We start from the raw sequence: 21,677 nt of genomic DNA on the forward strand, positions 1-21,677 counted from the left end.
TTCCTTAGGTGGTCTGCAAATTTTGGATTTGGATTTCATATTTTAATGCAATAAAAAATATTCAAATTATTTTGATTATCTTGTTGTAAAAAATAAAGATATTTTATAAAATAAAAAATGTAAACGTTATTACAAAATTAAAATATAAATCAACTAATGCATATGTATATCAATCTTGTATTAGTAAAATCGTTTACATTTATTTTTAAATGGGGGATTCAAATGTCTCATGAAATAACAATTAAAGATGTTGCGAAGCAAGCAAATGTATCAGTAGCAACAGTTTCAAGAGTCCTAAATGGGCTTGATAGAGTCAGTGAAAAAACGCGTAAAAAGGTACAAAAAGTTGTAAAGGAATTAAATTATGTGCCAAATACTATGGCAGTATCCATGATTACCAAACAAACGCAAATGTTGGCAGTTGTTGTTCCTGCATTTGAAAATCCATTTTATACAGCAGTGATAAAAGGGACAGTAGATGTTGCTAGTCAAGAGGGATTTCATACCGTTGTATTTTCAACCAATGACAATGAGAAGGAAGAGGCCGCTTTTTTTAAGAGTTCTCTAAAAAGAAATGTTGATGGGATTGTCCTAATTGGCGCCCATAATGATCCCGAATTTTATCAAAGTATTAATAAACCAGTCATCCTGGTGGATCGTTACATTGAAGGTAGTGGTCTAGACGGAGTGGTAATTGACAATTTTAGAGGAGCATATGAATCGACCAAATATTTAATTGATAATGGTCATCAACAAATTGCTATTATTACTGGTCCGCAAACGTTTAATGACGGAATTGAAAGGTATAGGGGTTATCAACAAGCTCTAAAAGATTTCGAAATTGATTTGGACCCTGAATATTTAAAGCAAGGCGATTGGTTCGAAGATCATGGCTATCAATCAATGAAGGAATTAATGAATCTAAGTAATCCACCAACTGCCGTATTTGCAGCAAACAACCTAATTTGTCAGGGCGCTATCAAAGCAATAAGAGATTTAAATTTAGAGGTAGGGTCAGATATATCCCTTGTTGGGTTTGATGAAAATACACTTGCTGATTTTGTAAAGCCAAGAGTATCAGTTATAAAACGCCCAACCTATGAAATGGGTATTCATGCTGCTGAAATGCTGCTTCAAAAATTAAAGCAAGGAGAAAAAAGTGACTCGGTTCCTATGAAGGTTACGCTAGGCGTTGAACTTTTAAAATTCGGTTCTGTGAAAAATCTAGGAGGTGAATAAAATGCCTAATATATTGGTAGTTGGCAGTATGAATATGGATATCGTGACTAGAGTAAACAGACATCCCTTACCAGGTGAAACCATTCATGGATTAAGCACCTCCTTTTTTTCCGGAGGTAAGGGAGCGAACCAGGCGGTTGCAGCTGTAAGGTCAGGTGCAAGGGTAACGATGGCTGGCGCTTTAGGTGGAGATTTTTTTGGCAATGAAATTTCCAGGCTGCTTTTAGAGGACCATATTAATGTAAATCATGTTAGAAAGAAAAATACTATGACAGGTACAGCCATCATTACCATTGATGATAGTGGAGAAAATAATATTGTTTTGAATAAAGGTGCTAACGGCATTTTTATGCCAGAGGATCTTCTAGATATTGATCTTAGCCAATACGATGCCATTCTTATGCAAAATGAAATACCTTGGGAAACAAATGCCTTTATTTTAGAGAAAGCTGGCGCATTAAATACTAAAACTGTCTTTAATCCTGCTCCAGCTCTAACGATAAAAGATAAATATTTTTCTATGATAGATTTACTTATCTTAAATGAAATTGAAGCGTCTGAGATGACGAATATTCCAGTTAAAGACCCAGAAAGTGCGAGTAAATCGGCATTAAGGCTTATTGAGAAAGGGGTTTCTGAGGTAATTGTAACTTTAGGAAAACAAGGTGCCATTTATATGAACCGAAAAGGCTCCATCTTAAAATCATCGGCCTACGTTGTACCAACTGTTGATACTACAGCTGCTGGTGATACGTTTATTGGTACCTTTGTAAGCGCTTATTTTAATCATGATGTGGCTAGTAGTTTGAAATATGCGGCTGCAGCGGCAGCTATAGCAGTGACAATCGAGGGATCACAAAACTCCATTCCATACATAAAACAAGTGGATGCATTTATTAAAGAAACACAAGATTTTATGATAGACGTTTGAAATGAAAGGCTGCCCCCTTTAAGCGATCTGGGAAAAAGCAGCAACATTTTTAACATATATAAATAATGAAAAATAGAGGAGGATTTGCAATGAAGGTATTGTTTATTGGAGAATCTTGGACGGTTCATATGGTTCATGTAAAGGGGTATGACAGTTTTACTTCTACTAAATATGAAGAAGGAGCTACATATTTACTTAATAGTTTAAGAGAGGCAAAGATCGAGATAGATTACATGCCGGCTCATGAGGTTCAAGTGCGTTTCCCAAAGAAACTGGAAGACCTTCAACAATATGATGCCATTGTGTTAAGTGATATTGGTGCGAATACGTTCTTACTGCAAAATGCTACTTTCTATCAGATGGAAATTATTCCGAACGCGTTAGAATTACTCAAAGAATATGTTGCGCTTGGCGGAGGCTTGTTAATGATTGGCGGTTACCTATCCTTCATGGGTATTGAAGCTAAGGCAAATTATAAAAATACGGTGCTAGCGGATGTACTTCCTGTTGAAATGCTTGATACAGATGACCGTGTCGAAATGCCTCAAGGTATAAGAGCTGAAACAATCAAAGATCATGTTATTACGCAAGGAATGGAAAATTGGCCGAACTTCTTAGGATATAACAAATTTACACCAAAGGATGGAGCCGAGGTTCTAGTAAACATTCAAGAGGATCCACTTCTGGTAGTTGGTCAATATGGCAGCGGGAAAACAGCATGCTTTGCCAGTGATTGTGCACCGCATTGGGGGCCAAAAGAGTTTATGGAATGGGAGCATTATCAGCCTTTATGGGTTCGGATTTTAGAGCACATTAAAAAATAATCTCGCAAGTGGGTGATAGGAATGGGAGTAAACGGAATCATTCAGTCAAACAAAGATGAGTACATTGGTTTCTTGGCAAAATTGGTTCAAACGGATACCCAAGTGATTGGACATGGGGTGTTGGGCGGAAAAGAGAAAGCAGGGCAAGAAATCATTAAGCAGAAACTATTGGACCTGGACTTTGAAATTGATGAATTTCTGGTTGAGGATGAAAAAATTAAAAAATATCCTGGAGCCAATCTAGGTCATGACAATCGAGATCGTCCTAATATTGTCGGTACCTTAAAAGGAATGGGAGGTGGAAAATCCTTAATTTTGAACGGTCATATAGACACGATGCCTTATGGGGAACAGGAAAAATGGTCTCATGATCCTTTTCTTGGCCAAGTTCAGGGAGATGTCCTTTATGGTCTTGGCTCCACTGATATGAAGGCTTCCTTAGCTGCAATGATAATGGCCGCGCAAACCATTAAAGCCTTAGGATACAAATTAAAAGGCGATCTAATCATTCAATCCGTTGTCGATGAAGAAGGTGGCGGGAATGGAACTCTTGCATGTGTGGAACGAGGTTATAGAGCCGATGCTGCGATTGTAGGCGAACCAACCCAATTAAACATCCAGCCTGCACATATGGGTTTTCTGTTTCACGAAATTGTTGTTGAAGGTCAAAGTCTTCATTCCAGCCAGCTATGGGAGGGTGTCAATGCCATTGATAAGGCGATAAAAATCTATCAAGCTCTTAAGGATTTAGAGCATCGTTGGCTGATGACAGAAAGACACCCGCTTTTGCCAGGTCCTACTATTAATTTAGGAGAGATAAAAGGGGGGATTGCAGGTTCAGTTGTTCCAGGGTCTTGTTCATTAAAAACTTGCCTTCATTATCAACCAAAACAATCTGAAACCTACGAACAAACGAGAGATCGTGTGAACAGAGAAGTACTTGAAACCATTGAAAGAGTTACTAAGGGAGATGAGTGGTTGGACAAGCATCCTCCTAAGGTGAATGTCTATCAGGAAGGTTATCCATTTGAGACACCAATATCCCATCCTTTGATTCATGAGATGGAAAGAATTATAGGAGAAGTATTAGATAAGGAAGCTGTCATCGAAGGGATGCCCGCAGGATGCGATGCGCGTTTACTTGCTGGATTTGGCAATATCCCTACCATCATTTTGGGGTGTGGAGATCCAAAGCAATGTCATTGTGTGAATGAATCAGTACCGGTTTTCCAATTTTTATCCTTAATTGAGATATATGTTCAATTCATCATTTCTTGGTGTGGCGTTGAGTCGATAGATTAAATAACTATAAAAATATTGGAGGGAAAAACGTAATGAAAAAAGCTTTCTTATTGATTGTTGCAGCCATGGTTCTTGTTTTATCAGCTTGTGGATCGACAGAAAAGGCGGGATCTAAGAAAAAGGATGATGGGAAATTAACAATAGGAGTTACAACAGCTACACTTCGTCATCAATTCTTTATTGATATTGATGAAGGAATGAAAAAGGCTGCAAAAGAGGCTGGAGTGGAATTGTTAGTAAATGACCCTAACTTAGACTTATCGAAGCAAGTTTCTTCCATTGAAGATTATATGCAAAAAGGCGTTGATGCTCTAGTCGTATTAGCAGTTGATAATGCCGGAGTCGTTCCTGTTGTTGAAGAGGCAAAGGATAAAGGAATCCCTATTATTACTGCAGACGCAGTTGTAGATAGTAAAAGTGTAGATACATTCATCGGAACTGAAAACTACGATGCCGGGAAGCAGTTAGGCGAGTATTTAAAGAAGGATATTGAAGCAAAAGGTAAGGACGTCAAAGTTGCGGTTGTTACCCATGAACAATCTTTCGTACAAAAACAAAGATTAGACGGATTAAAAGAAGCGTTAAAAGGTATGGATAATGTAAAGATTTTGAATAGCCAGCCAGGCTACGACCGTCAAAAATCGATGGCAACAGTTGAAAATATCCTTCAGGCAAATCCAAATGTCGACTATATTTATGCTACCGCAGAAAATAGTGTACTAGGTGCATTGGCCGCTCTTGAATCTGCAAACAACAAGCATACAAAAATTGTTGGTTTTGACGTAACAAAGGAAGCAGCAGAAGGAATACGCAGCGAGTATATCCTCGCAATGATTCAGCAGCAGCCTTTTAAAATCGGTGAAGAGTCTATTAAAGCTGCACTAGAAGCAATTAAAGGCAAAAAATTAGATAAAAACATTAGTGTTCCAGTTATTCTAGTGGATAAAGCAAATGTAGATGAACATTTCAAAAAATAACTGAAATTTCAATCATTTATTGAAAAAACTCAGGGAGACCTTTCCTCCCTGAGTTTATCTCCAAACGAGAGGGGGCGTTATGAAGTGAACTCACCAATAATTGAGTTGAAAAATATTACAAAAGAGTTTTCAGGTGTAAAAGCACTTAAAGGTGTATCGCTTACCGTTTATCCCGGAAGTGTTCATGCGCTTGTAGGGGAAAATGGTGCAGGTAAATCGACCCTAATGAAAATTTTAACAGGTGCTTACTCAAAAACGAGTGGAGAAATTCTTTATAACGGTAAAAGTATAGAGAATATGGACCCGAAAACCTCAAAGAAAATTGGGATTCATTGTATCTATCAAGAGCTAAATGTAGCAAATTACCTGACTGTCGCTGAAAACGTCTTTCTTGGCAGTCAGCCTGTCAATTCAATGGGATTGATTAATTGGAAGCAAATGAATGAAAAAGCAAAGGAAATCTTTGCATCGCTGCAAATTAATCTTGACCCCAAACATGTGGCTAAGGATATTAGTATTGCGCAAAAACAGATGATAGAAATTGCTCGGACTATTTCTCAGGAAGCCAAGATATTGATCATGGATGAACCAACATCTTCTTTATCAGAAAGAGAAACAGAAATTTTACTTTCTTTAGTGACTGAACTTAAAAATAAAGGTGTCAGTATCCTATATATATCTCACAGAATGGATGAGATTTTCAGGGTGTGTGATACAGTCACCGTTCTAAGAGATGGCACCCATATTAAAACATTGCCGATGAGTGAAGTCCAAAATGTGGATCAACTTGTGGAATTAATGGTAAATCGCAAGATGGATGATTATTTTAATAAAATTGACGTTCCTATCGACGATCCTGTATTGAAGGTGCAAAACCTTTCAAAAGCAGGAGTGCTGAAAGACATTAATTTTGAGCTGCGGAGTGGTGAAATTCTTGGAATTGCCGGTCTAGTAGGAGCGGGGAGGACAGAAATCGCCCAAGCGCTATTTGGTTTGTTAAAAAAAGATACTGGAGAAATTTTGATCGACAACCAATTAGCCAAAATTAATAATCCTAGTGATGCAATCAAGCTGGGAATTGGTTTTGTTACAGAAAACCGAAAAGAAACAGGGCTGGTTCTAAAGCAGACGGTCAGGGATAATATATCTCTTCCGAATCTTAAGAAATTTACGAAGAGTTTTCTTGTTAATAAAAAGGCTGAAAAGAAAGTATCGGAAGATTATAAGCAAAAATTAAATATTAAGGCAAGAACAATGGAACAGACCGTTTCTACGTTAAGCGGAGGAAATCAACAAAAAGCCATCATTGCCCGCTGGATGATCCAAGAGCCTCGTATCCTTATCTTGGATGAGCCATGCCGCGGGGTCGATGTTGGTGCAAAAGCGGAAATCTTTGCACAAATTAGCAGCCTCGCCAAGCTTGGTGTCGGAATTATTATGATTTCTTCCGAACTATCAGAGATCGTTGGTATGAGTGATCGAACAATCGTCATGAGAGAGGGAGCTATTGCTGGTGAACTTAGCAAAGACATGATTACCTCTGATAATATTCTTAAATTAGCTTTTGGAGGTGGAATAAGTGCTTAACAATACTTCAACCAAAATGAATTTGAATCAAAATACGCAAACAACAAACTGGAAACAAAAGCTTTATGTCATTTTTGATAAAGGAAGTACAACAATAGGACTTGCTCTGCTCTTTATCATTATGTCTATTATTACAACTGATTTTTTAACCGTTGACAACTTACTTAATGTCATGCGTCAATCCGCAGTCTTATGTATTATGGCTGTAGCCATGACTTTCATTATTATTACGGGAGGAATCGATTTAAGTGCGGGGTCACAGCTGGCAGTCAGCGGTGTCGTTGTCAGTGGACTGATCGTTGCTGGGGTTCCCATCCCTATTGCCATTTTGATTACAGTAATGATTGGCGGAATGATTGGCCTATTTATGGGGACGGTTATTTCTACACAGAATATTCCTCCCTTTATTGTTACCTTAGCAATGACTACCATTCTAAGTGGAATTGCTTTTGTCTATACAGAAGGGACCCCAGTAGTTATTACTGATGCTGTTTTCCGTGAAATTGGACGGGGTTATATTGGTCCGATTCCAACGGCCATTATCATTATGATCATTGTTGCCATCATTGGACATATATTATTGTCGCACACTCGTTTTGGTAGATATGTTTATACGATTGGTGACAATGAAGAAGCAGCCAGATTATGTGGTATTAAGGTGAAATGGGTCAAAACTGGTGTCTATGCTTTTGGTGGAGCAATTACCGCAATCGCCGGAATTGTTCTCGCCTCTCGCCTTTCTTCGGGATCACCGAATGCGGGTACAGGTTCAGAATTAGACGCAATTGCTGCTGTTGTATTAGGAGGAACAAACCTTTTCGGGGGTGAAGGGAAAATTGCTGGAACCTTAATGGGTGTAGCGATTATTTCCATATTGAATAATGGGTTAAATTTGTTAAATGTTTCTTCCTATAATCAATTGATGATTAAAGGTGTCGTCATCTTGTTAGCTGTTTGGTTGAATTCCATTAAAGCAAGAAAGAAAGCTAGTGTGTAGGTGATAATGATGAGCGGTGGTATATTTCCAGAAAAGAAATTTATTTTAGAGAATATATTTAATGTTCGCAAGCCAATTATAGGAATGGTCCATTTAAAACCACTTCCAGGAGCTCCACATTACAAAGGTGAAAGCATGGATGAGATCGTTGAGTTTGCACTAGAGGATGTTCGGCGACTAGAGGAAGGTGGAGTTGATGGATTACAAATAGAAAATGCATGGGACATTCCCTTCCCAAAACCTGAGGATTTTAGCTTTGAAACAGTAGCCGCAATGACAGCTATAGGAGTAGAAATTGCTAAAGCTTCAAAGCTTCCGCTTGGTGTGAACTGTTTAGCTAATGCGGTTATTCCAGCTATTGCAATTGCTAAGGCATGTAAAGCTAAATGGGTTAGATCGAATCAATGGGTTAACGCTTATGTTGCTAATGAAGGGATTGTCGAAGGTGCATCGGCAAAAGCAATGAGATATAAAGCAAATCTTTTCGGTGACGATATTAAAGTCATGGCTGATGTTCACGTAAAACATGGAAGTCATTCTATTGTCGCAGACCGCAGCTTGGCAGAACAAACAAGGGATAATGAGTTCTTTGATGCCGATATATTAATTGCCACAGGAAACAGAACTGGTGACGAAACTTCATTAGATGAGCTTATTGGAATTAAAGAATCTGCCAGTTTGCCAGTAATTATTGGAAGTGGAATGACTGTCCAAAATGCCAAAAAGATTATGTCCATCGCAGATGGTGCCATTGTCGGGAGTTTCTTAAAGGAGAACGGAAATTGGTGGGAGAGAGTGGATACTGACAGAGTAAAACAGTTTATGGATCAAGTAAACTCACTCCGGTAGAATAGGATGTCATAAAAATGGTAAAAGTTGCGGTGCATGGGTTTATTAACGTGGATTTAATCGGACTGGTAGATCAGTTTTCAGAAATGGACCAGGAAGTGGAATGCAGAGACTTGCAATTATCCCCGGGCGGATCGGCAGCAAATGTTGCTGTCGGTCTCTCACGTTTGGGGGAGGAAGTATATTTTTTAGGTGCCGTTGGTGAAGATTCATATACTTCTGTTCTAATAGAGAGCCTAGAAAAGGTCAGACTTGATTACATCCAAAAAGTCCCTGGGAAAACCTCAGGTACTGTTATGGTATTGGTGAACTATTCAGGATTACGAACGATGTATACCTTTCCTGGCGCAAATTCAAATTATAACACTGACTTAGTTGCGGAGGAATTTTATCAAACGATTGATTTATTGCACGTAAGTAGTCCGCTTCTGGATTTGGCTCCATCATTATTTCAAAGGAAAGAAACGTCCCCTAATCTTAGAATCTCTTTTGATCCAAGTGCTTTATTGACAAAGAAAGGTTTGTGTCATTTACAGCCATTGTTATCAAAAACAGATATTTTGTTCGTAAATCATACAGAATTACATGATTTATTCCCCCATCATGATATGGAAGATGCCATTCAGTCACTTCACGATTTAGGTGTTAATCAAGTATTTGTCAAACTTGGAAAGCAGGGAGCCGTTTCAAGTTCTATTTCGGAAGGAAGACGCAATCAGATTGTTTTACCCTCTCTAAAGGCAGACTCCATTGATTCAACTGGTGCAGGTGATGCATTTGCAGTAGGTGCTCTATATGGTATTTTACAAAACTGGTCTCAAGAGGCTATATTGCAGGCTGGGGTTAAACTCGGAGCCCTTACCGTATCTAAAACCGGTGCAAGATCGGGTCTGCCTTATTCTCTTGAAGTGGGAGAGTAGTTATTCATGAAAATGGAAGAGGTCTTTCAATATATTGACGAAGAAGATGCCATATTATTTTTACAGTCTTTAATTCAGGAAAATACGATTAACCCACCAGGTCTGGAAAAAAAGCTGGCAGATAGAATAAGTCAGAGACTTACAACTACTAGTTTATTGGTAAAGTCGGATTTGGTTGAAGAGGATCGGGCTAATTTAATCGTTTCATATAGTAATGATGATTCAGTAAATAATAATTCTAAGACACTTATATTCAGCGGTCATTTTGATACTGTTCCGGTTGGAAATGTAGAGTGGACCTATCCTGTTTTTGAAGGAAGACGGGTGGGAGACCGAATTTATGGACGCGGCTCATCCGATATGAAGAGTGGTGTGGCCGCAATGGTAGTAGCAATGGAGTGTCTCGAAAAAGCTGGTGTTAAATTAAATGGAACACTTCAATTTATTGGGACTGTCGGAGAAGAAGTAGATTGTTTTGGTGCTAAAACGGTAGTCAGAAAAGGCCAAATTGATCAAGCTTCAGCGATCGTCATTAGCGAACCAACTTCGAACCATCCGGTTATTGCACACAAGGGAGTATTATGGCTGAAAATTTCTATGTTTGGAAAAACAGCGCATGGTTCAATGCCTTCCCATGGAATCAATGCCATATTGGCGATGAACCACTTTATTAACGAGTTAAATACCCTTGTTATCCCTTATGAGCAGCACGAAATATTAGGCGGATCTACTTTGAATATTGGCACAATCAAAGGGGGAATTGGAACGAATGTCGTTCCAGATGAATGTACGATAACGATTGATTTTCGGACAGTGCCGGGACAATCTCATTTAGAAATTACCGAGGATATCAAAGGAATTTTGCAAAGCGTATCCAAAAAAATGAATGTATCATTTGCAATGGAAGTAATCAATGACATGGGTTGTGTATATACCTCTCAGGATCATTCTTTTATCGAATTAGCCGTAAAGACCGCTCAGTGTTTGAATGCCAAGAAGAACCTTGTTCCGGGTGGAGTTAATTATTACACGGATGGTTCTGTTTACAAAGGACACCTTCCGGATGTTCCTATATTAATCTATGGACCAGGAGAGCCTAAACTGGCTCACCAACCTGATGAATGGGTGGATATTCGGAATTATTTGGAATCTATTAAGTTTTATATTGCGCTTGCCATTCAATATCTCAAATAAGTGGTTTAATGCGGGGGAGTTTTAAGGTTCGGTTTTGCTATTTATGACCATGGGGACGGTTCTGCTGGCTTTTTTGGGCAAGGAAAAGTGATTGAAAAGACCATGAGAACCGTTCTTGTGGAGCCCCTCTGCAAAGTTGAAAGTTAGAGTCCTAATGGTATAATAATGGTAATATACAGTAAGGAGGGTTGCGACAATGGAGCCAATAAAAATAGATAATGAGGAAATCAAAAAAGTGATTTTTTCTGGTCAAGATTTTATTCAAATTGGGAATCGGAAATTCATTTTATTTGAAGTAGACCAAATCAAAGAGCCTAATATGTATGAAGTGACTGATTCGGATGAAGAAAAACAACTTTTGAAAGCATTAGAGCATGAAAATCCAGTATTATCAGAAGAGGAAATCACCAGAATGCTGGGTGACCAAAAATGAAGGTGCTCTGGAGACAGCCATTCAATCATTACTTGAGATCGACAGATGGAGATCTTCAATAGAACTATCCAAGATTGCATCTTATCTAAGATTATCAATCGAATCTTATTTCGAAATCAAAGACTTTACATTTCACATTCCAGGCAGAATTGTATTTATAAGAAATTACCCTGTTGATTTACGCATGGTACTCATTTCGGTTGGTAAATCTGACCCCTAAAAAGTGTTTTTTCGCCCCACCTCTAGAAATATTGAGATATTTTTAGTAAGACACCCTCATCAAAAACCCTTAGGATAAACCCGTCTCTGTCCCCCAAAATTCGTCGCTATAAGCCATAGGGATAGTTCCCTCGGCTATGTTATTGGTAGATGGAAGCAAGTGAACCACCCAAACGAGAAACATTGAACCCCCTAAATGAAACACAAATTGCGGCTCTAGAAAACTAGTTCAACCATCGCTATAAGAAAAAAGAGGGTCCATCATCTTTCGAGAAGGGAACCATAAAAAAAGGCTATGCTAGTAGCAGCATAGCCTCAGTCAAGTTCTCGTACAGGTCACTGTGAAGGAACCTACATGATTTATTTTTTCATTAACCACTCTGTAACAATTTTTGATTGGTCATCTGTCAGTAGATTACCTGGCATTCTATCAGTACCTTCGGTTATGATTTTCAATAGTTCTTTATCAGAGTATTTATTAGCCATGTTTACAACTGGCGGTCCAACAGCCCCTTTTAAATTCTCGCCATGGCAGGCTGAACACTTATTAGCATAGATGGATTCACCATCCATCTCAGCTTTGTTGTTTGCACTATTGGCTGAGCAGCCAGTTACTACTAATATGGCAAGAACAGTCACAAGCCAGAGTTGTTTCATTTTTTGTTCCTCCATCATCATTAATCTGCTAAAAAATTTTTTACTCAAAGGTTCCGCTATTCATTTGGAAAATGAATGGCTATTTCTATTACGATTATAAAATGAATAAAGAGCATAAAAGGGAGCAGAACTTGAACTTTTTCGTACAATTGAAACCATGTGACAGAAAAAAGACTATAATCTGAATAGACAAGCCATTTCCTTACAATTTCTTGCTATAATGCTGTTAGATATATTGAAAATTAGGAAGGGGGCCAGGATCTTATGAAAATCAAGGTCATCATTGCGGATGACAACTCCTTTATTCGCGAAGGCCTGAAAATTATCCTTAATACATATACAGAATTTGAAGTGCTTGATACCGTTAGTGATGGAAAAAAGGCAGTAGATTTTTGCCTAAAGCATCCGGTCGATATTGCCCTGCTGGATGTGCGTATGCCAAATATGAATGGGGTGGAGGCAGCGAAGCTGATTACTGAGCAAACCTCCACAAAGCCGATCATCTTAACCACCTTTGATGATGATGAATACATTCTCGAGACTATCAAAAATGGCGCTAAAGGTTATTTATTGAAAAATAATGACCCTGAACAAATTCGGGATGCCATAAAGAGTGTTTATAACGGAAACAGTATTATTCAGGATGTTATTTTAGAAAAAATAAAGACCAATCTTACGGAAAATAAAGCATCGGAGACGCCAATGGATCTCAGCCAATTCACCGAAAGAGAAAGAGAGATCATGTCCCTGATTGCAAAGGGGTGCTCTAATAAAGCAATATCAAAGCAATTGTTTATTTCTGAAGGAACGGTGGCCAATTATATTACTTCTATATTAAATAAGACCGGGCTTGAGCACCGGACCCAGATTGCGATTTTCTACCTCAAGGGGAAAGTGGAATAAGATGGAGTTTTGGATGATTGGCACGAAGCTAGTACTTTTACTTTATATTGCCTTCTATTTTGTACGTGAGGAAATCAGCCATATCTCCTTGGCTGTTCTCACTCTTCTAGTTTATTTGTGCGTCAATATCTCAGTCTATATTTTTAAACAGAATACCGTCAAAAGAATTCTGCACTTAGTATCTATCGGTATTTCTATTATAGCTTGTATGATAGTCCATCCGGTATTTAGTATCCTTTTACCATTATCGATTGTGGAACTGACCTCAGGCTTTTTTGAAAAAAAAATCACGATTCTGCTCCTTTCCATTATCCCAATCTTTTATATACATGATTCGTTCCAGTCGTTGTACGGGTTAGTGGCGATCTTTTGTTTTATGCTTTATTCCGTCACGTTAAGCTTCAGTAACATGCTGGTGAAAGATGAAGCGCAAATCGATTCGATGCGAAATGCAATGCAAAAATTAACGAAACATTTAAATGAAAATACGGAGTATATCCGGCAGTCGGAATATACCTTCAAATTAGAGGAGCGCAATCGAATTTCACAGGAGATTCATGATAAAATTGGTCACTCAATGACAGGGGCACTTTTTCAAATGGAAGCGGCCAAACGGTTGCTGGAAACCGAACCGCAGAAGGCAGCCGAGCTGCTGCAAAACGCAATCAATATTTCAAAGGACGGCATCGAAAACATCCGCATGACATTGAAAAATATGAAGCCCCCAACGGAGCAAGTGGGGATTCATCGCCTGAAGCTGATGATTGATGATTTCAATGCCAAACAACCAATCAAAACCGTATTCACCTATGAAGGGAATTTAGACATTATATCGCCCATCCAGTGGAAAATTATCCATGAAAATGTCACGGAGGCGCTCACGAATGCAATGAAATATTCCCAGGCATCAATTGTTTCGGTCGATTTGAAGGTGTTAAACAAACTGGTCAGAGTAGAAGTGAAGGATAATGGCGCGGGAACAGACACGATTAAAAAAGGGCTAGGAATCATTGGGATGGAGGAGCGCACCGCAGCTGTGGACGGAAAGATGATTATCGACAGTACCCACGGTTTTTCCGTTACCACACTCCTGCCGATCCCTTTATGAAAATTTCACATCCACAATATGAATATCTTCATGTGAAAAGAATGAACGATTGCACTTATGCACGGTCATTCTTTTTTTTATACTTAAATTATCAAAAGACCTAGGGGTGAAGAGATGAACGTGTTGGAGATTAAGAACTTAACGAAAAAATTCGCTGATTTTATAGCGGTTGATAATATGAGTCTATCTGTTGCTGAGGGAGAAATCTTTGGTTTTCTTGGGGCCAATGGTGCCGGAAAAAGTACCACGATTAATATGATTGCAGGGCTGCTGCGCAGTAATGATGGCGCAATCAGTATTCTTGGTAAAAACACAGCCAAACACAGCCGTTTTACAAAAATGAACCTTGGTATGGTTCCCCAGGATTTGGCCATCTATGAGGACATGACGGCCTATGAAAACGTGAAATTTTTTGCCGGCCTATATGGTTTGCGCAGTGCCGAACTACATGATCGAGTGGTGGAAGCCCTGGAATTTGTCGGCCTTCAAGATAAACATAAAAGCTATCCTAATAGTTTTTCAGGCGGGATGAAGCGGCGCTTAAACATCGCCTGTGCCATTGCTCACCGGCCGAAGCTAATCATTATGGATGAACCAACAGTGGGCATCGATCCGCAGTCCCGGAACTATATCCTGACATCTGTTAAGAAGTTAAACGAAATTGGCTGCACCATCATTTACACGAGTCACTATATGGAGGAAGTCGAAGAGATTTGTTCGCGGATTGCCATCATTGATCACGGAAAAATCATTGCCGAGGGTACGAAGGAACAGCTGAAATCGATCATTACCAATACGAAGGACTTATGGATTGAGGTCAAATCCTCTGAAAAAGTGAATATCCAGTCAATAAAAGACATTCCTGGCGTCGAAGCTGTTTCAGTGGATGAAAACTTTATTAAAATCAACTCGGATACGGGAGTCAATAATTTAAACAAAATCATTGAGCACTTTATCAACAGCCAGATTGAAATCCGTGCCGTACAAGAAAAGGCACCAAATTTAGAGACCGTGTTTTTAACCTTAACCGGAAGAAATCTACGTGACCAATAGGGGGGATTAACTTTGAACATACTTAATATTGCCTGGAAAGGGATTAAAAAAGACTTCCGGGACACTAGAGCCTTGTTTTTTATGTTAGCTTTCCCGATCATCTTAATACTCGTCCTTGGAACAGCCTTGTCGAACACGTTTACGACCAGTCTTCCTGTGGATGATCTCCATGTTTTATATAAAGATACGACTCAAGGCAGGAGTTTTCAGCAGTTTATAACTGTGGCTGAAAAGTCAGGGATTCATTTTAAGAAAGCCACCGATAAAATGGATGGAAAAAGAGAAGTGAAGCAAAGTACCTATGATGGGTATGTAGAAGTGACCGAAAAAGGGGTACAGCTGTATGTCAACAATGGTAATAGTATTAAAGGGAATATCCTGCAAGGCATGCTCTCAGCGTATGTCGACAAGGACAATATTGCTTCTGAAATCATGAAAGCAGCTCCTAAAAAATTGGAAGCTGCCTTTACAACTGGAAATCAGAGAGATTTTATTAAGGAAACCTCGCTAAATCCGAATAAACAACCGGGGTCGATGGATTATTATGCGATTGTGATTACCACAATGATTGTTCTGTACGGGGCGATGTCGGCAAGTTCGTTAATTGTCAGTGAACGAGTTAGAAGGACGGCAGATCGCCTGATTGCTGCACCAGTAAGGAAAAGTGAAATTTTTATCGGAAAGGTGTTAGGGAGTCTAGTTAGTAATGGTTTGTGTGTCATATTAGTCATTCTGTTTAGCAAACTATTATTCAATGCAAATTGGGGTGACCATCTGGGTCTGGTATTTCTAGTGCTGCTTACTGAAGTGGTGTTTGCGGTCAGTATAGGAATTGGCGTCAGTTTCCTGACGAAAACAAATACGGCTCCTCAAGCCATCCTCATGTTATTTGTGCAGCTATCATCCTTTTTTGGCGGGGCCTATTTTAAAATTGAGAATCCTGAAGGAATCTTTAAGTTTATTACTGACCTTTCACCGCTAACCTGGATGAATTCAGCGATGACAAAAATTATTTATGCAAATGACTTTGCTGCCGCTATTCCAGCGATAAGCATCAATCTGATCGGGTCGTTCCTATTTTTACTAGTAGCGATCATCTCGCTGCAAAGAAGGGAGGGGCTATAATGAAGGATATCCTCTGGCTCATTCAAAACACGTTACGTGTGACATTTCGAAAAAAGAAAAACATTATTATGTATCTTTTTATGCCGCTAATCGGAATTTTTATTTCACTGCTCGCCTATGGCGGTGATCAAAAAATGACTCTTCATGTCGGCATTGTCAATCAAGACGAAAGTGAGATTACTGCGGATACGATCCAGTTTTTAGCAGGATTAGAGAATGTGAAGATTACGGAGATTGAAGCTGGGAAGGTTCAGGATCAGATTACGTCCGGCAAGCTAGACAGTGTCATTACTTTTGAAAAGGGGTATTCGGACAGTGTATTGGCTGGGAGACCTGACCATATCCAGCTAACCTCTATCAAAGGTGCTCAAGTTACAGGCTTCGTGAAGTCCTATTTATATCAATATGTCGATAATATCTCGACCATCAGCCGGGCAGCAGATGGAAATCAACAGACCTTTAGGCAGATGAATCAGGATTACCAACATTCGAACTTTAAGCTCTCCACTTCTTCTTTAGAAGATTCATCGAAAAATAAGAATATGACGAATCAAACGATTGGTTTCTTGATCATGATTATGCTGATGTCAGCATGCAATTTGTCCGAGATTATTCTGTTAGAAAAAGAAAAACGCACCTACTTTCGTCTGTTATCGACACCGATTAACGCGAGAAAATATTTATTGGCGAATGTCTTGGTAAATATGATTGTGATGACCATTCAAGTTGTCATCACACTAACCATCATGAAAAGCATTTTTAATATTGGCCTGAACATGACCTATTGGGAAGCAGCGGTCGTCATGTTACTGTTTTCCCTGATTGCTGTTGGGCTATCGCTAGTGCTGATTTCTTTTTCAAATAGCCGCAGTGCAGCGAGCGCCTTGCAAAATTTAATTATCATGCCGACCGTGATGCTTTCTGGGTGCTTCTGGCCTGTAGAAGTAATGCCAACAACATTGCAGAAAATAGCTAACTTCCTGCCGCAGCGCTGGACGCTTGATACATTAACTAAACTGCAGGAAGGGCATTCGATTAGTGAGTTATCTTTACACCTCTTGATTCTCTTTGCCTTTGCGGCGGCCTTTTTCCTAATTGCCGTATATAAATTCAGCAGGAATACGACAACACAGAATTTTGTTTAAGACTCAACCAACATAAGGCTGACTCAAACAGGTCATTGGTTTACGACCTGCCTGAGTCAGCCTTTTTGGGCCGATAGGTAAGTGAAAAGAGCATCACATTACCAAATGGAAGTATAAGCTAATTTTCCTAGATGGAAGGTACTAGAAAAATTTACAAAATTCTATCAATTCATTCACATTGGCACAATAATTGTCCACTATCATGTTAGTTGTAAACAATTAACATGATGGGAGTGGAGGTTTATGAAATTTCGTTTGAAAAAGAAATCGATTCCTTTAATTGCAACAACCCTGCTGGCAACAACTGCATTTACCACCCAGACGTTTCAAAATTTAGGGCAGAGCCAAAAAGCGGAAGCAAGTACCCTTTCAGCAGATAAAAAGAATGGTCCTAAGTGGCTTTCCGGTGATCATCATGTACATAGCGAGTGGAGTGTTGGCTGGGACAACACGAAAAACCCTCCTGAGGCCATTAAGGGTGGCGATGCTATTTATCCGATTGTAAAAAATGCCGAAAATGCCAAGAAATTCGGGCTAGATTGGATGGTGTCAACCGACCACGGCGGACCAAATCATTCCAAAGTGAATTTGGAACAAGCCTATCCTGAACTGCTTAAATCCCGAAAGGCTGTTCCAGACCTGCTGCAATTTTACGGAATGGAATTTGATACACCTGCAGCTGACCACAGTTCTTTAATTATTCCGAAGAGCGATAATGAATCGAAAACCCTTTATGACATTGAAAGCAAATTTAATAAGCGTGATCCCCATCCGAATGATGGCAGCCGCGATACGGAATCTAACATGATTGCGGCACTTAACTATATGAAAGATTTGGCTGAACCACCTGTTCTTTTTGCCAACCATCCTTCACGTTCTGCTACTGGGGATGCCAAGTGGGGTCAGGATACGCCGCAGGAATTCCGTAATTGGAACGATGCTGCACCGAATGTTTCTGTTGGGATGGAAGGGGCACCAGGTCACCAAGCAGGTGCCATTAATAAGGATGGATCCATTAATCCAAAGGGTACCCGTGGAGCATACGGAAATGTTGCGGCCCCAACCATGGGCGGATTCGACCAAATGACAGCAAAAGTCGGTGGGTTATGGGATTCGATGTTAGGGGAAGGACGACACTGGTGGATCACCTCGACTTCGGATTCTCATGTCAACTGGCGCGATGGCGGGAGCGATTTCTGGCCAGGTGAATATTCGAAAACCTACGTGAAAGCAGAAAAGAACTATAAAGATATCATGGAAGGACTTCGCAATGGAAATGTGTTCGTCACCACAGGCGACCTCATTTCAGAACTTGATGTGAAGGCCCAAGCTGCCGGAAAAACGCCTTGGAATGCCGTTGCCAAAGGGAACACTGCTTCTATCGGGGAAACATTGACATTACCAGGCAAGAAATCAAGAGATGTTACAGTATCCATTCGTCTGAAAGATCCAAATGCTAAAAATGCCAATGGCGATAATCCAAAGGTAAAACGGGTGGACTTAATTGTAGGAGAGGTAACCGGTAAAGTAGAAGATCGGTCATCCGCGTCCAATCCGACAACCAAAGTGGTCAAACGTTTCACAGAAAGGGATTGGAAGGTAGATGGAGACTATATCACAATCTCCTATACGTTAAAAGATGTAGATAAAGATAGTTACATTCGTTTGCGCGGAACTAATACAGACCAGCTAGAGCCAGCATTAGACCCTCGCGGTGAAAATCCATGGTCCGATCTTTGGTTTTATTCGAATCCAATCTTTGTGAAAACCAATAAGTAAGGTAGTGAGGGACGAGGAACATAACAGTTCCTCGTCTTTCTATAAATTTTTTAAAAGAAGGGTTGCGGACCATCTCTATGAAAAAACTAGCTTTTTTCCTTATTTTCTTTTCGATTAGTGGTTTATTTTCTACTTCTGCATCGGCTCATTCCAATAACAGTGAGGGATATTCTCTCATTGAAGTGAAGGATACGACCTTGGACTATGAACTTAAGGTTGACCTTGAGGAATTAGGGCATGCGCTAGATAAGGAAATCGATCAGAGTAAATTAATCAACTCTACGATGGTGCAAAGCTATATTAATTCTCATATCAAACTGTATGCCGATAGCGTCCAGATTGAAGGGAGCATACAGAAATCAGATGTAGAAATGATTGAGAACCGCCAATTTGCCGTGATGAATATGACCTATGAACTCCATCATAAACCGGAAAGATTATCCCTTGACTATAATCTTTTCCTAGATGATTCAGATCCAAGTCATGCCAACTTTGCCACTATTAAAATGGACGGAAAGCAGCAGGAGAAAATTCTTACGTATGAATCGAGAGAAATAGAGATTGGCCAGGTAAGTTTTTTCCAAACTATAAAACAATTTATTCTGCTTGGATTAGAGCATATTTTTACTGGCTATGACCATATTTTATTTGTCATAAGTTTACTTTTTGGGGTAAAAAATATCCGCCATATCATTTCATTAGTAACGGCTTTTACGATTGCCCATAGTATTACCCTGGCCCTTGCCACGTTAGAAATTGTCTCGCTGCCTAGCAAATTGGTTGAGTCGGCGATTGCGCTAAGTATTGTTTATGTCGCACTCATCAATATTTTTAATCGAGAGCCAAAGCACCAGCCATGGCTTGCATTTGGCTTTGGACTCATCCATGGCTTTGGCTTTGCAGGAATTTTAGCAGAAATGCGTTTAGACCGGGAAACACTGGCGGCATCCCTGCTGTCTTTCAATATTGGTATTGAACTTGGCCAGCTGATCATCGTATCCCTGGCATTACCACTCATTTCGTTTATTGCAAAAATAAAAAAGATGAACTGGCTCATTCCAGGAACTTCTATTGGTATCCTGAGTTTTGGGCTTGTATGGTTTATTCAGAGGGCTTTTTAAAGCAAGGGGACTTAGGGGTCAGTACTTTACTGCTTTTTAAGTATCGGGGAAATTATCCCTTATATGTATCCTTAGAAAAGAGTAATCTGAATGGAAGTATTTTCGGTTAACAAGGCGCCAAATTGCGGCTCTAGAAATCAGGGTCAACCATCAACTAAGAGAAAAAAGTCCCTTCTCAATTTTATTTTGAGAGGGGACTTTTTTTACATTTTACTATAGCTCAAGCTGTGTCTTTAATTCGTTTTGCACTCGTTGCTTTTCTTCAGATGACACTATTCCGTAATAGATTTTATTAATCATTTTTCCTTGTTCAGTAATTTCCATTTGCTGAATGGATTTTCCAGCATCTTTATATCCTTTTTGAATGGATACCATTTGATCAAATGTAAGGTTCGTTTTTACATTATTTCCAAGGGCAGTAAAAATATCGGAAAACTTCGTTAAACTTGAGAGACTGGCCCCTTCTTTAACTATTCCTTCGATTATTTGACGCTGTCTTGTTTGTCTGCCAAAGTCACCTTGAGGATCTTCTTTTCTCATTCTTGTATAGCTTAAGGCTTGAGCACCATTTAAAGTTAGCTCTCCCTTTGCAAAATGGAATCCATCTTGGGTGAAATCTAAATCATTCTGGACGGTGACGCCGCCAACGGCATCGACCATTTCCGTGAATCCTTCCATGTTCACCTTGATATAATAATCAATGGGAATATCAAGAAGGTTCTCCACTGTATCCATCGCCATTGGAATTCCTCCAAACGCATATGCGTGGTTAATCTTGTCCTCTTTCCCTTTGCCGATAATTTCGGTTCGAGTGTCCCTTGGGATGCTAAGCATCTTCACTGATTTGTTGTTTGGGTTGACCGTTAAGACAATCATCGTATCAGATCGGCCTTTGTCACCTTTGCGCTCGTCCACACCAAGCATTAAGACGGAAAAAGGATCTTTTGCCTTGAGTGATACAGCTTCCTTACGTTTTTCAGATTGTTTTCGATCAATTGGCTGATGCATCGCGTCAACTGCTTTATTCAAAGATTTATATACAGTGAACCCGTACGCTCCTACGCCAATTAACATGATCAGAAGGATCGAAACGGTCACCTTTACCCATTTTCTACTTTTCTTTTTTTGAGATCTCATGCAGGAAAAACCTCCTAAAAACTTACAGAATAATAAACAATTGCTTGTTATTGTATCAAAATTATAGATTGATTGGTATGTAGAAAATATGGAAATTTGTAATGTTTTTAGAAATATTATTAAAAAAAACCGGGAAGTTGATTTCTCCCCGGTTTTTCTACTATTTAATTTACAACT

At 39.4% G+C, this 21,677-nt stretch carries 20 protein-coding genes; 18 read left to right on the top strand and 2 right to left on the bottom strand.

The features are described from left to right. Positions 1–222 precede the first annotated feature (222 nt). From RTR43_RS18405 to RTR43_RS18455, 11 genes are all read left to right on the top strand, one after another. Positions 223–1,239 carry a LacI family DNA-binding transcriptional regulator gene (locus RTR43_RS18405; RefSeq protein ID WP_312473678.1) on the top strand — a complete coding sequence of 339 codons (1,017 nt, stop codon included), beginning with the start codon at positions 223–225 and terminating at the stop codon, positions 1,237–1,239. A gap of 1 nt (position 1,240) precedes the next feature. Beyond that, entirely contained in the window at positions 1,241–2,170 is a 930-nt protein-coding gene (locus tag RTR43_RS18410; RefSeq protein WP_312473680.1) for a ribokinase, read from the top strand. Positions 2,171–2,259: 89 nt separating this feature from the next. Next, on the top strand, positions 2,260–2,994 hold the full coding sequence (locus RTR43_RS18415) for a glutamine amidotransferase (protein WP_312473682.1): 735 nt from the start codon (positions 2,260–2,262) through the stop codon (positions 2,992–2,994). A 21-nt stretch (positions 2,995–3,015) separates the two neighbouring features. Next, positions 3,016–4,296 (top strand): M20 family metallopeptidase, encoded by a 1,281-nt coding sequence (locus RTR43_RS18420; protein ID WP_312473684.1) that lies wholly within the window; start codon positions 3,016–3,018, stop codon positions 4,294–4,296. A gap of 32 nt (positions 4,297–4,328) precedes the next feature. Next, entirely contained in the window at positions 4,329–5,273 is a 945-nt protein-coding gene (locus tag RTR43_RS18425; protein ID WP_312473686.1) for a substrate-binding domain-containing protein, read from the top strand. An 84-nt stretch (positions 5,274–5,357) separates the two neighbouring features. Next, positions 5,358–6,860 carry a sugar ABC transporter ATP-binding protein gene (locus RTR43_RS18430; RefSeq protein ID WP_312473688.1) on the top strand — a complete coding sequence of 501 codons (1,503 nt, stop codon included), beginning with the start codon at positions 5,358–5,360 and terminating at the stop codon, positions 6,858–6,860. Further along, positions 6,853–7,857, top strand: a complete 1,005-nt coding sequence (locus RTR43_RS18435) for an ABC transporter permease (RefSeq protein WP_312473691.1) — start codon at positions 6,853–6,855, stop codon at positions 7,855–7,857. The genes RTR43_RS18430 and RTR43_RS18435 overlap by 8 nt, the downstream gene beginning before the upstream one ends. 6 nt (positions 7,858–7,863) lie before the next feature. Further along, a complete protein-coding gene (locus tag RTR43_RS18440; protein ID WP_312473693.1) occupies positions 7,864–8,706 on the top strand; it encodes a BtpA/SgcQ family protein in 843 nt (280 codons plus the stop codon). A 17-nt stretch (positions 8,707–8,723) separates the two neighbouring features. Then, a complete protein-coding gene (locus RTR43_RS18445; protein ID WP_312473695.1) occupies positions 8,724–9,626 on the top strand; it encodes a carbohydrate kinase family protein in 903 nt (300 codons plus the stop codon). Positions 9,627–9,632: 6 nt separating this feature from the next. Beyond that, entirely contained in the window at positions 9,633–10,820 is a 1,188-nt protein-coding gene (locus tag RTR43_RS18450) for a M20 family metallopeptidase (RefSeq protein WP_312473697.1), read from the top strand. 196 nt (positions 10,821–11,016) lie between these two features. Continuing rightward, the gene (locus tag RTR43_RS18455) at positions 11,017–11,253 is read left to right on the top strand and encodes a hypothetical protein (protein ID WP_312473660.1); all 237 of its coding nucleotides are present in this window, start codon (positions 11,017–11,019) and stop codon (positions 11,251–11,253) included. Positions 11,254–11,832: 579 nt separating this feature from the next. Here the strand turns inward: RTR43_RS18455 and RTR43_RS18460 are convergent. Then, the gene (locus tag RTR43_RS18460) at positions 11,833–12,129 is read right to left on the bottom strand and encodes a c-type cytochrome (protein WP_312473699.1); all 297 of its coding nucleotides are present in this window, start codon (positions 12,127–12,129) and stop codon (positions 11,833–11,835) included. Positions 12,130–12,393: 264 nt separating this feature from the next. Between RTR43_RS18460 and RTR43_RS18465 the strand changes: the two genes are divergently transcribed. From RTR43_RS18465 to RTR43_RS18495, 7 genes are all read left to right on the top strand, one after another. Further along, positions 12,394–13,032, top strand: coding sequence for a response regulator (locus RTR43_RS18465; protein WP_312473700.1), 639 nt, complete (start codon positions 12,394–12,396; stop codon positions 13,030–13,032). 1 nt (position 13,033) lies between these two features. Beyond that, a complete protein-coding gene (locus RTR43_RS18470) occupies positions 13,034–14,140 on the top strand; it encodes a sensor histidine kinase (RefSeq protein WP_312473702.1) in 1,107 nt (368 codons plus the stop codon). A gap of 114 nt (positions 14,141–14,254) precedes the next feature. Beyond that, positions 14,255–15,193, top strand: a complete 939-nt coding sequence (locus RTR43_RS18475) for an ABC transporter ATP-binding protein (protein WP_312473705.1) — start codon at positions 14,255–14,257, stop codon at positions 15,191–15,193. 12 nt (positions 15,194–15,205) lie between these two features. Next, the gene (locus tag RTR43_RS18480) at positions 15,206–16,318 is read left to right on the top strand and encodes an ABC transporter permease (RefSeq protein WP_312473707.1); all 1,113 of its coding nucleotides are present in this window, start codon (positions 15,206–15,208) and stop codon (positions 16,316–16,318) included. Continuing rightward, positions 16,318–17,463: an ABC transporter permease gene (locus tag RTR43_RS18485; protein WP_312473710.1), complete on the top strand. Its 1,146-nt coding sequence runs from the start codon at positions 16,318–16,320 to the stop codon at positions 17,461–17,463. The genes RTR43_RS18480 and RTR43_RS18485 overlap by 1 nt, the downstream gene beginning before the upstream one ends. Before the next feature lie 243 nt (positions 17,464–17,706). Beyond that, a complete protein-coding gene (locus tag RTR43_RS18490) occupies positions 17,707–19,242 on the top strand; it encodes a CehA/McbA family metallohydrolase domain-containing protein (RefSeq protein WP_312473712.1) in 1,536 nt (511 codons plus the stop codon). A gap of 77 nt (positions 19,243–19,319) precedes the next feature. Further along, positions 19,320–20,363, top strand: a complete 1,044-nt coding sequence (locus RTR43_RS18495; RefSeq protein WP_312473714.1) for a HupE/UreJ family protein — start codon at positions 19,320–19,322, stop codon at positions 20,361–20,363. Positions 20,364–20,576: 213 nt separating this feature from the next. Here RTR43_RS18495 and tagU read toward each other — a convergent pair whose 3' ends face one another. Beyond that, complete coding sequence (gene tagU, locus RTR43_RS18500) at positions 20,577–21,500, bottom strand: polyisoprenyl-teichoic acid--peptidoglycan teichoic acid transferase TagU (RefSeq protein WP_312473716.1); 924 nt, start codon at positions 21,498–21,500, stop codon at positions 20,577–20,579. Positions 21,501–21,677 lie beyond the last annotated feature (177 nt).

Origin of the sequence: Neobacillus sp., assembly GCF_031988165.1 — a bacterium.
In the GTDB taxonomy this organism is placed as follows: Bacteria; Bacillota; Bacilli; order Bacillales; family Cytobacillaceae; genus Neobacillus; species Neobacillus rhizosphaerae.